Source organism: Nocardioides sp. CPCC 206348 (assembly GCF_048654705.1).
In the GTDB taxonomy this organism is placed as follows: domain Bacteria; phylum Actinomycetota; class Actinomycetes; order Propionibacteriales; family Nocardioidaceae; genus Nocardioides.
The window spans coordinates 19,990-32,037 of record NZ_JBMCZA010000088.1 but is presented as its reverse complement, the minus strand read 5'-3'; the positions used below and the strand labels follow the sequence as shown (position 1 = coordinate 32,037).

The 12,048-nt window shown below is 68.6% G+C and carries 13 protein-coding genes; 2 read left to right on the top strand and 11 right to left on the bottom strand.

Annotation, left to right across the window (positions count from 1 at the left end; all coding sequences use genetic code 11):
• From ACOADB_RS04615 to ACOADB_RS04605, 3 genes are all read right to left on the bottom strand, one after another.
• A partial coding sequence (locus tag ACOADB_RS04615) for an ABC transporter permease (protein WP_378596754.1) occupies positions 1–360 on the bottom strand: 360 nt, incomplete at its 3' end.
• A gap of 107 nt (positions 361–467) precedes the next feature.
• The gene (locus tag ACOADB_RS04610) at positions 468–1,349 is read right to left on the bottom strand and encodes an MlaE family ABC transporter permease (protein ID WP_378596753.1); all 882 of its coding nucleotides are present in this window, start codon (positions 1,347–1,349) and stop codon (positions 468–470) included.
• Positions 1,350–1,434: 85 nt separating this feature from the next.
• On the bottom strand, positions 1,435–1,803 hold the full coding sequence (locus ACOADB_RS04605) for a hypothetical protein (protein ID WP_378596752.1): 369 nt from the start codon (positions 1,801–1,803) through the stop codon (positions 1,435–1,437).
• 263 nt (positions 1,804–2,066) lie between these two features.
• Between ACOADB_RS04605 and ACOADB_RS04600 the strand changes: the two genes are divergently transcribed.
• Positions 2,067–4,403, top strand: a complete 2,337-nt coding sequence (locus tag ACOADB_RS04600) for a LuxR C-terminal-related transcriptional regulator (protein ID WP_378596751.1) — start codon at positions 2,067–2,069, stop codon at positions 4,401–4,403.
• Here the strand turns inward: ACOADB_RS04600 and ACOADB_RS04595 are convergent.
• The 4 genes from ACOADB_RS04595 to ACOADB_RS04580 form a co-directional block, all read right to left on the bottom strand.
• Positions 4,358–5,323, bottom strand: a complete 966-nt coding sequence (locus ACOADB_RS04595) for an AMP-binding protein (RefSeq protein WP_378596750.1) — start codon at positions 5,321–5,323, stop codon at positions 4,358–4,360. The two genes, ACOADB_RS04600 and ACOADB_RS04595, sit on opposite strands and share 46 nt — an antisense overlap.
• Positions 5,324–5,424: 101 nt before the next feature.
• A complete protein-coding gene (locus ACOADB_RS04590; RefSeq protein WP_378596749.1) occupies positions 5,425–5,694 on the bottom strand; it encodes a cytochrome C oxidase subunit IV family protein in 270 nt (89 codons plus the stop codon).
• Between the two features lie 10 nt (positions 5,695–5,704).
• Complete coding sequence (locus ACOADB_RS04585; RefSeq protein ID WP_378596748.1) at positions 5,705–6,307, bottom strand: cytochrome c oxidase subunit 3; 603 nt, start codon at positions 6,305–6,307, stop codon at positions 5,705–5,707.
• Positions 6,304–7,026: a hypothetical protein gene (locus tag ACOADB_RS04580; RefSeq protein WP_378596747.1), complete on the bottom strand. Its 723-nt coding sequence runs from the start codon at positions 7,024–7,026 to the stop codon at positions 6,304–6,306. The genes ACOADB_RS04585 and ACOADB_RS04580 overlap by 4 nt, the downstream gene beginning before the upstream one ends.
• A gap of 100 nt (positions 7,027–7,126) precedes the next feature.
• Here ACOADB_RS04580 and ACOADB_RS04575 point away from each other — a divergent pair, with 100 nt between their 5' ends.
• Positions 7,127–7,921: an alpha/beta fold hydrolase gene (locus tag ACOADB_RS04575; protein WP_378596746.1), complete on the top strand. Its 795-nt coding sequence runs from the start codon at positions 7,127–7,129 to the stop codon at positions 7,919–7,921.
• On the opposite strand, the gene ACOADB_RS04570 is transcribed toward ACOADB_RS04575, so the two are convergent.
• The 4 genes from ACOADB_RS04570 to ACOADB_RS04555 all read right to left on the bottom strand — a co-directional run.
• Complete coding sequence (locus ACOADB_RS04570) at positions 7,893–8,675, bottom strand: hypothetical protein (protein ID WP_378596745.1); 783 nt, start codon at positions 8,673–8,675, stop codon at positions 7,893–7,895. The genes ACOADB_RS04575 and ACOADB_RS04570 overlap by 29 nt on opposite strands.
• A 19-nt stretch (positions 8,676–8,694) precedes the next feature.
• Complete coding sequence (locus ACOADB_RS04565; protein ID WP_378596744.1) at positions 8,695–9,867, bottom strand: MCE family protein; 1,173 nt, start codon at positions 9,865–9,867, stop codon at positions 8,695–8,697.
• Positions 9,864–11,123 carry an MCE family protein gene (locus ACOADB_RS04560; protein WP_378596743.1) on the bottom strand — a complete coding sequence of 420 codons (1,260 nt, stop codon included), beginning with the start codon at positions 11,121–11,123 and terminating at the stop codon, positions 9,864–9,866. Before ACOADB_RS04560 ends, ACOADB_RS04565 begins: the two co-directional genes overlap by 4 nt.
• Positions 11,120–12,048, bottom strand: a 929-nt coding sequence (locus ACOADB_RS04555; protein WP_378596742.1) for an MCE family protein, incomplete at its 5' end; no start/stop codon positions are given. The genes ACOADB_RS04560 and ACOADB_RS04555, both read right to left, overlap by 4 nt.

The following is a 12,048-nucleotide window of genomic DNA, read 5'->3' as shown; positions in this document are numbered from 1 at the left end:
GGCGTCGATCTCCTCGCTGATCCGCATCGCGCCGAGCTCGGCAACGATGCCGCAGCCGTACTTCGCAGCCAGCACCCAGCCGAAGACGATCTCCACGACTCCGCGCATCATTGGGACGGCGGGAATGGCCGCGACATAGCTCTCGAGGCCGATGCCCTCGAAGAGGAAGCTGCCGGTGATACCCATCAAGGCACCCAGCATGAACAGCATGAACAAGATGACCAGCGCGTTCGAACGGATCAGGGTCGCGCACTGGCGCAGGATCTCGCCGGGGTAGAGCCGCACACAGACGGGCAGTTCCTTGACCACGCGGATCCCGAAGGCGACGAGCGAGCCGGTGTCCTCGAACGGGCCGCGCATCTTGCTCGACTCGGCTAGACGCAGGGCAGTGCGCTCAGATCGCGTCGAGCGTCGGGCCGGGCCCTGCTCCCTCTCGGCAATCTCGGTAGAGCGGTCGGCGGTGTCGGTCACTTGAAGGCCCCCAGACCCGGGAAGAAGCCGAGAATCACGGCGTTGTAGCCGAGCTGCATGATGAAGAGCGCCAGGAACGCCACGACGACGGCCTGGTTGACCGCCTTGCCGAGGCCCATGGCGCCACCCTGGGCGGCGAGCCCCTTGTAGCAGCAGACCGCTCCGATGAGCAGGCCGGCGAGGAAGCAGTTGAACATCAGCGCGACCAGCTCGACAGTGCTCAGCGTCGACCAGAGGTAGCTGTAGAAGTCGTCCCTGGGAATACCGCCGACGAACCAGGCGCCGAACTGGGACGACAGCACCGTGATGATCTCCGCCGGGATCGCCAGCAGGGTGGTGATCAGGGTGATGGACACCATCCGCGGCAGCACCAGCGTGCGGATCGGGTCGATCCCCATCACTTCCATGGCGTCGAGCTCTTCGCGCACCTTGCGCGATCCGAGCTCGGCCGTCAGCGCGGCACCGATCACCCCGGCGACCAGCAGCGTCGCCACCCAGACCGTGAAGGTGCGCGTCGACTGCACCAGCAGCAGCGGGCCGTAGAGCTCACCGACGCCGGCCAGGTTGACGAACTGCATCGACGGCACCGAGAGCGCGAGCAGGAAGCCGAACAGCGCGATCGAGATCGAGAGCCAGGAGCGCTTGATGGTGAAGTGCATCTCGTCGAGCACGTCGTTCCAGTACCCGCGGGGGTGGCGGATCGCGCTCCACAGCACCTTCCCGAGCAGCAGCGTCATGCCGCCGGCTTCCGCCGTCACCGAGCGGATCGGGCCGGGAACATTGGCCACGAACAGCGAGAGCTTGCTCCCGTAGGGGCCGTCGGGCTCGATCGGCGGCCCGTCGTACACGGGTGCCTCAGCCTCGAGGTGCTGGCTCACCGACTACTCCTTCGCGCTCGCCGTGATGACGGGCAGGTTTTTAATAGGTCTTAAAATCGAAGGTACATTAGAAACGCGGGGCAGATCAACCCGCCGAGACCAATTCGCGCTCGGTGATGCCCGCGAACAGCTCCAGCAGGGCGGCTCCCTCTCCGTCCATCACGATGTCGCCGGCGGCGAGCGCTGCAGCGAGGTCGACCTGGCCGCGGCACACTCCGACGGCGGTGCCTGCGGCCATCGCGACGAAACCGGTCACCCCCGGCTCGCCGCGACGTCCCGGCCGCACCTCACCACTGCCGCAGTCGACGAGCAGCACGCAGTCCGGATCGATCAGACCGAGACGGAGCCGTTTCGCGTGGCCGTGGTGGCTCGCGGCGTACGCCGGGGCGCGCAATGCTCCCTGGATCGCGTCTCCGACGTACTGGACGTCCTCGTCCGTACAGGTGACCAACATGGCTGACCTCCGGTTCTCCGGCGAGCAGGGCTGCCCGACGGTGCAACACTGCGTCGCCAAGGGGGTCGAGTGGGCCCGGTCACATACGTATTTCGATACGTATGTGAGTCGCCGCAGACCGTTGACCGAGAGGCAGCCGAGCAACCGGGTCTCGCGCGATATCGTGAGAGACCCCGGTCACACACGCCCGTCACACCAGGAGACGTGGGTCGTTGACAGATCGAGGGACACATCGGCCAGGGCGAACGAGGGTGATTGCACGAATGACCTCGGCGACGGACGTCGGTCCGGAGACCAGTCAGCTACCTGTCGAGGTGACCTCCTTCGTGGGGCGCCGCGCCGAGCGCTCCGACCTTCGTGAGCTGCTGGCCGGCAACCGACTGGTGACCCTGACCGGCTTCGGCGGCATCGGCAAGACCCGGCTGGCGCTCAAGGTCGCCGCGGAGGTACGCCGCGCGTTCAAGGACGGCGTCGTGTTCGTCCCGCTCGCCTCGCTCACCGAGCCGGACCTGCTCGCCAACACGATCGCCGCTGCCCTGGGACTCGAAGGGCGCTCGACGCGCGCGGCCGCCGCGGTCACCGTCGAGTACCTCAGGGGCCGCGCCACCCTGCTCGTCGTGGACAACTGCGAGCACGTCGTCGACGCGGTGGCGATCCTGGCCGACACCCTGCTCCGCACCTGCCCGGACCTGAAGATCCTCGCCACCAGCCGGGAGCCGCTGCGCATCCAGGGCGAGGCGATCCACGCCGTGCAGCCCCTGAGCGCACCACGACGCGGTGACGGATCCCCACTGCAGGGCTACGAGGCGGTCGAGCTCTTCCTCGAGCGCGCACGTGCACTCGTGCCGGACATGGAGGTGACGCCGGAGAACCGCGACGCCATCGGCACCATCGTGTCCCGGCTGGAAGGCATCCCCCTGGCCATCGAGCTGGCAGCCGGACGCCTGCGGGCGATGACGCCCCAGGAGATGGAGCGCAACCTCACCGAGCACTGGGAGCTGTTGAGCCGTGGCAGCCGCACCGCGCCACAGCGCCAGCGCACGATGGCCGCCTGCATCGAGTGGAGCTTCGACCTCTGCACGGCAACCGAGAAGGAGCTCTGGGCGCGGCTCTCGGTGTTCGCCGACGGGTTCGGGATCGACGCAGCGCGCGAGGTGTGCGCCCCCATCGACGAGGCCTTCGACGACGTGCTCCTCGACCTGGTGGACAAGTCGATCGTGATCCCGCTCGCCGGCTCCGAACACACCACCTTCCGGATGCTGCCGCCCATCCGGCACCGCGGCATCGCACAGCTGGAGGCGCAGGACGAGCTCGCACACTGGCGGCGCCGCCACCGGGACTGGTACACCGCCTATGCCCGCAAGGTCGCCGCCGAGTGGCCGAGCGCCGCACAGGTCGGACACCTCGAGCGGTTGCGACGCGAGCGCCCGAACATCACCGCGGCCATCGAGTTCTCCACCATGACCCCGGGCGAGGTCCAACCGGCGCTGGAGATCGGCGCCTGCCTGCTGGAGTACGGCGAGGCCGACGGCGTCTATCGCGACAGCCGGGTCTGGTTCGACCGGCTCTTCGCCCAGGACCCCGAGCGCACCGAGATCCGCGCCCGGGCGCTGCGCGCCGCCGCCTGGTTCGCCGCCATGCAGGGTGATCTGGACCGCGCGGGAGTCCTGCTCGAGGAGGGCCGCAGCATCGCGCACGAGTTCGGTGGACACACCGACGTGCTCCTCACCCAGGCAACGGCCTTCGTGGCGATGTTCACGGGCGACGCCGAGGGCGCCGCCCGCCTGTTCGACGACGCCATCGTCGGTTTCCAGAAGTACGACGACGTGGGCCAGGAAGCGCACACGTTGGCCCTCTCGGCGCTCAACCACGTGATCCGGGGCGACCTCGGCGCTGCCCTCGCCGCCCACGAACGCTGCCTGGCCCTGACCGAGCCGGCCGGCGAGCTCTGGTACCGCTCCTACTCGCTGTGGATCATCGGCATGGCCCTCGTCGTGGCAGGGCGCACCGACGAGGGCAACGCGGCCCAGCGCGAGAGCCTGCAGATGAAGCGCTCGACCCGCGACAACCTCGGCATCGGGACCTCGGTGGAAGCGGTCGCCTACGCCTGCGCCGAGGACCTGCCGGAGCGTGCCGCCGAGCTCCTCGGCGCGGCCGACGCCATCTGGTCACGCATCGAGACCTCCACCGCGGCGCTGCCTGGCCTGCACGCGCTGCACCTCCAGTGCGAGACCACCGCACGCGCACTGCTCGATCCGGCCGTCTACGACGAGGCGTTTGCCCGAGGGCGCGCACTGACTCCCGACGCGGCCATCGACCTGGCGCTGGAGGAATCGACCCCCACCGCGCCGCGCAAGGCCGCCGGAGCGCCCCGTCGCAGCACTCGACGGGCGGGACCGTCGGGAGCGTTGACCCCGCGCGAACGTCAGATCGCCGAGCTGGTGGCGACCGGTGCGACCAACAAGGACATCGCGAGCACGCTCGTCATCTCCAAGCGGACCGCCGAGACCCACGTCGAGCACATCCTGACGAAGCTCGGGTTCACCAACCGCGGTCAGATCTCCGCCTGGGTGACCGAGCACTCGGACTCCTCCAGCTGAAGGTAGGCCGGTTCGACCACCCGGACCAGCGCCCCCCAGAGGTCACCCAGCGCGCGCCTGACCGGCGCCGAGCAGCCGGCACCGTCGACCACCACCAGGGCCAGGCGGGGCGGCGACAACCGCAGCACCCGATCTGCGCCCAGGCCGGTGATCTCGATGGCGGCATCGCTGGTCAGGTGCACCACCGTCGCGTCGACGGCGAATGCCGTGCGCAACACCTCGACGCCGGTGGGTCGACGCGGTACGGCGACGCCGCCGCGTCTCGCCAGGACAGCGGTACCAAGCTGCGCCGCCACGGTGGACAGGACGGGAGCCGAACCCACGAGGACGGTGTCCGGGCCGACCTCGACGTCTCCGAACAGCTCGCGGGCGTGCGCGCGACCGAGCGCGTCGTCGACGGGGTCCGGCAGACGAATCTCCACGGGGCGGTGCGACGGTCCGATCACGTGGTGCAGCGTCCCCGACGGAGCCGCGTCGACCACGCGCACCGGGGCCGCACTGCGCGCGAGCGGCAGGCTCCGGTGGTCCGGGAAGTCCGCATCAAGCCCGTAGCGGGCGCGGATGTACGGCGTCAGCGACACCAGCGCCCGGGCGGTCGCCTGCTGTCCGGTCGAGGCGACGACGACGAACGCGCCGCTGGTGTTGATGGCGAAAGCCATCTGCTCGAGCGTGTGCGCCGGGTCGAGGACCATCAGCACCAGCCCGGCCCGTCGTACGCCGACGAGGAACTCGTAGACGCCGGTCGAGTGCTCCGAGAGCAGGGCGACCACGTCACCGCGCTGCAGGTCGTGCCCCGCGAACAGCGACGCGAGCAGCATCGAGCGGCCGGCCAGGGTGACGTGGTCGAGCTCGGGGGCACTGTCACTGGACAGCAGCGCACAGCCGCGGAGCGCCGCGACGCCGGCTTCACTGATGCTCACGAATTTTCACCCTCCTGACCACTTCAGATGTTCCCGGTTGCCCGGGCACTGACGGATCGGGGTGAATACCTACGTACGTACGTATCGGCGAAGCGGCCGGGTCAGGCCACGAGGTAGATCACGACGAGCGCGACGAAGGTGATCCCGACATAGCCCTCGACGAGGAGCCGCAGCGGGAGCGGCGCCTCGCGGATCTCCATGAAGTGCAGCGCCACCAGCCGGATCTTGACGAAGGCGATGGCCAGCAGCAGTAGACCGACGGCCGCCGTACCGCCGTGCTGTTCGAGACCGACCACTGCGGTGAGCACCGTGGCGGCGACCAGGATCATCCACACGTTGGTCTGACGGTTGCTGAAGAGTCGCGCGAGCATGGCAGTCACCTCACCGGATCAGGTACAGCAGGGGGAACAGGACCAGCCACAACAGGTCGACCATGTGCCAGTAGATGGCGCCACACTCGGCGAACTTGCGCTGCCCGGCGCCCAGCTGCACCCGCCGCGCCGTGCGGATCATGAAGGTCATGATGATCGCGCCGATCACCAGGTGCGCCAGGTGGATGCCGGTGAAGACGAAGTAGTACATGAAGAAGTCGTTGCTGCCGCCGGTGTAGCCCTCGTTGACCAACAGGGTGTACTCAGCGGCCTTGATGGCGGCGAAGCCCAGCGCGCAGGCCAGCGTCAGCGTGAAGAACCGGCTCGAGGCCCGCGACCCGTCACCCAGGCGACGCAGTCCGTGGATCACGAACAGCGAGCCGGTCAGCAACAGCGCGGTGTTGATGATGCCGAGAACGGGGTGGAGTTCGTGCTGCGCTGCGGCGAACATCCCCGGGTCGTCCCCGCGAGTGACGAGGATGGTCCCGAAGAACAAGGCGAACACAGCCATGTCGCCGAGGATGAAGACCCACAGGCCCTCCTCCCCGGGGATCCGCTTGCCGTCAGCACCTCTGCTGTCCGGCGTCACGGATGGTGCCGTCTGGACGCTCACGTCGCGGCCATGGCGTCAGCGCCACGCTCGACGGGCGTCTCCACCGGCGGCACTGCGCGCAGCAGCATCACCGAGCCGACCAGGAACCAGCCGCCGAACAGTGCTGCTGCCAACCAGAAGGAGAGCAGGCCGTTCCACGCGAAGGGACCCGTCTTGAAGAAGAGCAGCAGGAAGGCCGGCAGGAAACAGAAGGCCGCCCAGAAGTTGAAGTAACCGAACCAGCGCGGGAACGGCGGGTTCGCGCGCTTGTCGGAGAGGATCGCGACGCCCCACGAGACGCACTGCAGGATGGCCGGCGGCCCGTTCATGATGAACGGCACCCAGGCGAGGTCGATCAGCATCCGGAGCAGATCGGGGTCGCGGTCGGGACGGAACGCCGCAGCCCCGAAGATCAGCACCGGCAGCGAGATGGCGAAGAGCCCGCCGGCGGAGCCGATGATCTGGATGTAGGCGAGCGGCGAGAAGTCGCCCTCGATCCGTTTGATGTGAGCGGCGATGAGCGCCCCCATCGGCACCGTGAAGCCGGCACCGAAGAGCATCAGGACTGCGCCGAGCCGGATGCCGTTGTAGTCCTCGGCGATCTGCCGAGCCACCTCGTCGGCGGTGTCAGACGGCGAGGGCGGGGGCATCCATCCGGCGGCGATCAGGCCACCGAACAACAGCACCACGAGCATGAAACCGCTGCAGGCGCAGGCGATCTGGACGGGCCGCGACATCATGGCGTCTCCTCAGACTTCGTTGTCCGAACCACGGACTTTCTATGGCTCACTAATTTTTAGTCTAAAGTAGATTCTTGTGAATGGGCAACCGGTTGGCGGAATGCTGCCGCGCCGCGACGCTCCCGCCCGGGTCCTCCTCCTGCACGGGATGGGCTGTGGCCCGTGGGTCTGGCGCGACGTCGAACAGGCGCTGCCCACCCACCTCACGGCCCTGCCGGTGGTCATCGCAGGTCATCGCGGCGGGACCCGGCTGAGCCGCACCGCTGCGAACACCGTGCCCGAGCAGATGGTCGACGACCTGGAACGCCAGCTCGACCACCTCGGCATCGACCGGATCCACGTCGTCGGCAACTCCCTGGGCGGCTGGCTCGCGCTGCGCCTCGCCGAGCGCGGCCGCGCGTTGAGCGTGCTCTGTCTCGCGCCGGCCGGCGGTTGGCGCCCTGGTTCGGTCGGCGAACGGCTCGTGGTGTCACGCTTCGTGATCGGCCACCGCATCGCCCGTCGCCTGGATCGCAAACCGCGCCTGCTGCGCGCCACCGGGGTACGACGCGCAGTGCTGGCGCCCGTCGTCCACGACCCGATGTCCGTGGAGCTCGCGGACGCTGTCAGGTTCGTCCAGGACCTCGCCGACTGCCAGGCGTTGCGGGCCGCGATCGTTCACCCGCCGGCGCGCGAGCTGAACGCGATCCTCCGGATCGGCGCCCCCACCACGATCGCTTGGTCCGGCGACGACCGGGTGCTCTCTGGCCCGTGGGCTCGAGAGGGCTTCCGGCACCTGCTCGTCAACGAGGTGGACATTCCCGACGTCGGACACCTGCCGATGCTCGACGACCCCGGCGTCGTGGCCGGCCTGATCGCGAATCGGGTCAGGAGCGCAGCTCCGCCGTCGCCGTAACAGCCATCAGGTCATCCTGCTCGAGCTGGCCCAGCGCCCGCCATGTCAACCAGGTCCCGAGCGCGGTGAAGAGGAAGAACTCCACGAAGACGACCCAGAAGCTGATGCCCCCGTGCCACGCGAACAGCCCCGTCTTCACGAACGGCATCACCGTCAGCGGGAGGTAGCAGAACGCGGTGAAGAACGAGACGTAGGCGAACCAGCGCGGGTAGAGCGTCGTCACCCTGCGATCGCGCAGGATCGCGGCGCCGATCGCCACGCTCTGCAGGGCAGAACACACGAAGGTGGTGTCGAAGAACATCCAGCCGAAGTCGTAGAGCGTCTGCACCATCTCCGGCGAACGCTCCTCGACCCGGAACGCGGCCGTGATCCAGATCGTCGCCGGGACGAAGGTGACCACACCGGTCAGCAGTCCGCCGATCACCTGGATGCCGGCCAGCGGGCCCATCGGGCCCTCGATCCGTCCGATCACCTTCGAGATCGCCACGCTCCAGGTGACGTAGAAGGGGCCAGCGAACGCCATCAACACCATGCCGAGGGTCAGCCCGGTCTTGTGCTCGACGAAGTAGGCGTGGATCTGGTTCGCCGTCCAGTCCTCGCCCGGCGGGGGCCAGAAGCCCGCGCACACGGCGAACCCCAGCAGGCCGAACACGACATAGCTCCCGACGAGCAACAGGGCGACCCGCAGCGTCACGTAGTCCCCGTGGATCCGTGCCCGATCGGCCGTGGCACCAGGGCTCTCGGTCAATGTCATCAGATCTCCTCGATCCTTCTCAGCACTTCGCGGCATCGCCTTCGCGACGCCCGGGGTCGGCCGGACACGGGATGTTGCGAGCTCCGCGCACACCGCGCGGGTCGCTGGTCGGCAACTTGCAGTAGGAGAGCGGCGTCGTCCGTGTCGATTCGTCGAACGGTGACGCCCACTTCCCGGCAGGGAGGAAGCCCTTCACGCACATCGGGGGCTTGTCAGCGTTGGCGAGGGTCAGGCGGACGGCGTGGCTGCTGAGCGCCGGCAGCGTGACCGACTGGACCGTCGCCACCGCGAGTGGGTAGTCCGAGAGGATCTGGGCGAGGTGGCTGTCGTAGGTGCGCAGAATGCCGAGGACGGGGTTGGCGCGTTGCACCAGGGGCGGCAGCGAGATCGAGAGGTCGTCGACCAGTCCGACGGTCTCGGTCGTGAAGGTCGGCCCGTCAGCGAGGAGCTTGCGTAGGTCAGCGTCGCCGGCCCGGAGCTCCGCAGTGACCTGGTCGAGGTTCCGGGTGAGTCGGGCGATGCCCTCGCCTTCGCCGTTGATCGTGCCGAGCACGGGTTCGATGTCGCGCAGCAGGTCGGCGGTCGGTCCGAAGTTCGCGTCCGCGGTTTCGATCAGGTTCGAGCCGCTGTCCAGCAGGGTCTGCAGGTCTCCGGCCCGGCCGGAGAGCGCCTGGCCGCTCTCGTCGATGAGGAGGGACAGCTTCTCCTCGTCGAGGCTGGACACCAGCGCCTGGACGTTGTCGAGCACTGGTCCGATCTCCACCGGGTACGACGTCCGGTCGAGCGGGATCAGATCTCCGCCCGCCAACGGAGCGCCCTCGGCGGCGGGCTCGTCACGAGCGGGGACCAGGGCGACGTACTGCTCCCCCACCGCGGATCGGCTGTGGATCTCCGCGGTCACCGACGCCGGGATGTCGACGTCGTCAACGAGACTGAACCTTGCCACCATCCGGTCGCCGGCGAGCTCCAGGTCCTCGACCTTCCCGACCGGGTGGCCCAGGTAGGTCACCTCGGCACCGGGGTAGAGCCCGGCCGCCTGGGCGAACTCCGCCGACACCTCGTGGCGGCCGATGCCGAGCTCTTCGGGAACGCGCAGGAAGGAGACCGCGAGGATCACGGCGCCCACGACTGCCGCGATGGCGAAGGCGATCAGCTGCTTCCGGATGATCGGTGCTGCCCCCTTGAGGATCATCGTCCGCCTCCCAGCAGGCCGCCGAGGAGTTCCTCGAGGGTGTCGGCGATGTCGGGGCTGCTGCCCGGATCGCGCGTGGTCGGGGCCTTGCCGTCCGAGCCGGCCTTGTCAGTCGAGCCGCCGGCGCGGGTGCCGCCCGTGAGGCCGTTCAGCAGTCCGGTGACACCGTCGAGCGTGCCGCTGAGGAGGGCGCCGAGGTTCGGAAGGCCGGGGAGTCCCGGGATGCCGATGGAGCCGTCTGGACGGATGAAGCCGTTGAGGAGCGCGGAGTTGGTCAGGTCGACCATCGCCGTGAGGTTGCAGTACGACCCGCGACAGGCGTTCTGGACGGTCTCGGGAGCGAACGGGAAGGTCACCGCGAAGCCCAGGGCTGACACTGCCGAGTTGCCCGCCGCCGTGACGGCCTCCAGCACCGGGACCAGGTCCTGGAGATCGGCCAGCAGGTCCTCCTTGACCCGTCCGACGAGCGGGGTGGCGACGTCGCTGAGCCGGGTGAGGGCGGTGAGCGCCTTGGTGAGGTCCGGGCGGTTCTTCGCGAGGACCTGGAGCGCGGGGCCGATCTCGTCGAGGGCGGTGGTCAGGACACCACGGTTCTTCGCGAACCGCTCGGAGAGGCGGGCCATGTCCCGGACAGCCGCGAGGATGTCCGTGCGCTGGTTGTCGAGTGTGCCCACGAAGGAGTCGAGCCGCGGCAGGAGGCTGGCCACTGCCCGGTCGTTGCCACCGAGGACCTTGTTGAGCTCGGCGGTGATCGTCGCGATCTGCTCCAGGCCGCCACCGTTGAGCGCGAGCGAGGCCGCCGACAGCACCTGTTCGGTCGACGGGTAGGCGCGGCCACGGTCAAGGGTGATCCGGTCGCCGCTGCGCAGGGCGCCCGCAGCCTGACCATCAGCCGTGGCCGGCGCCACCAGCTCGAGGTAGGCGGCACCGAGCAGCGTGTTGACACCGACCTTGGCGAGGGTGTTGGCGGGCAGAGCGACATCGGGCTCCAGCGTCAGCTCGGCGACGGCGTGCCAGTTCTCGACCCGGACGTCGGTGACCGTCCCGACGGCTACGTCGTCGACCTTCACGTCGGCGTTGACGTTCAGGGTGCCGACATCCGGGAGCTCGACCGTGAGCTTGATGGCGTCGTCACCCTTGCCCTTGCCGCCCGGCAGGACCATCGAGTCGATCCCGTCGAAGCGACAGCCGGACAGGAGCACGACCAGGGCGAGCACGCACACCAGTGCGAAGCGTCGTGCGGTGGTGGACCTCATGACCCGGCCCCGGCAATCAGGAGCAGGAGGGCGTCGAGCAGCTCCTGGGACTGCGGGCTGTCCACGACCTGGCCGAGCAGGTTTCCGAGAAGGTCGTTGCAGAGCTTCTCGGTGCCTGCCTCGTTCGTACCGGCCGCGCCCCCGATCGCGCCACAGATCAGCGACCCGGGCGAGAAGATGTTCGCGGAGTTCAGGTTGACCCCGACGGCGTTCTGGCCCTCGTGGTACGACTCGGTCAGGTTCTCGAGCGCATTCGGTGCAACGTGCAGGATCTGCGCGAGGTCGCCCTGCTGCTTGTTGACGACCTGGACGATGTCCGAGAGCCGGGTGACGGCGGTGTTCAGTCCGGCCCGGTTCGCCTTGATGAATCCTTCGACGTCGCCGACCGCAGCGCTGAGGTTCCGCAGGGCGCTGCGCACCAGACGCTTGTCATCGACGAGCATCGCCGAGACCGCGTCGAGGTTCTGGATGAACTTCTTCATCTGCCCATCACTCTGGGCGAGCGCTGCGACGAACACCTGCAGGTTGCGCACCACCGAGAACGCGTCGTCCCCGCCGCTGTCGAGGACGCCGACCGCGTTGGAGAGGTCCGCGATGGTCTGGTTGATCGTCGCCCCCTGGCCATCGAGGGCGGTCGAACCGGCATCGACCAGGTCCGAGAGGGCACCATTCTTGTTGGCGCCGCGCGGACCGAGTGCCTCGGCGAGACCGTTGAGCTGCTCCTTGATCTCGTCCCACTCGACCGGTACAGCAGTGTCCGCGAGCTCGATGGTCGAGCCGTCAGCAAGGACCGGCCCACCGTCGTACCGGGGGGTGAGCTGCAGGTAGCGGCTGCTGACCAGTGAGGGCGCGACGATGACCGCCTTGGCGTCCTTCGGGATCTTGACGTCGGAGTTCACGTGGAAGGCCACCCGCACCAAGGTGT

Coding starts and splice junctions, on each gene's coding strand:
- ACOADB_RS04605 (WP_378596752.1), bottom strand. CDS start 1,803: ATGTTGGTCACCTGTACGGACGAGGACGTCCAGTACGTCGGAGACGCG.
- ACOADB_RS04600 (WP_378596751.1), top strand. CDS start 2,067: ATGACCTCGGCGACGGACGTCGGTCCGGAGACCAGTCAGCTACCTGTC.
- ACOADB_RS04590 (WP_378596749.1), bottom strand. CDS start 5,694: ATGCTCGCGCGACTCTTCAGCAACCGTCAGACCAACGTGTGGATGATC.
- ACOADB_RS04580 (WP_378596747.1), bottom strand. CDS start 7,026: ATGATGTCGCGGCCCGTCCAGATCGCCTGCGCCTGCAGCGGTTTCATG.
- ACOADB_RS04575 (WP_378596746.1), top strand. CDS start 7,127: ATGCTGCCGCGCCGCGACGCTCCCGCCCGGGTCCTCCTCCTGCACGGG.
- ACOADB_RS04570 (WP_378596745.1), bottom strand. CDS start 8,675: ATGACATTGACCGAGAGCCCTGGTGCCACGGCCGATCGGGCACGGATC.
- ACOADB_RS04565 (WP_378596744.1), bottom strand. CDS start 9,867: ATGATCCTCAAGGGGGCAGCACCGATCATCCGGAAGCAGCTGATCGCC.
- ACOADB_RS04560 (WP_378596743.1), bottom strand. CDS start 11,123: ATGAGGTCCACCACCGCACGACGCTTCGCACTGGTGTGCGTGCTCGCC.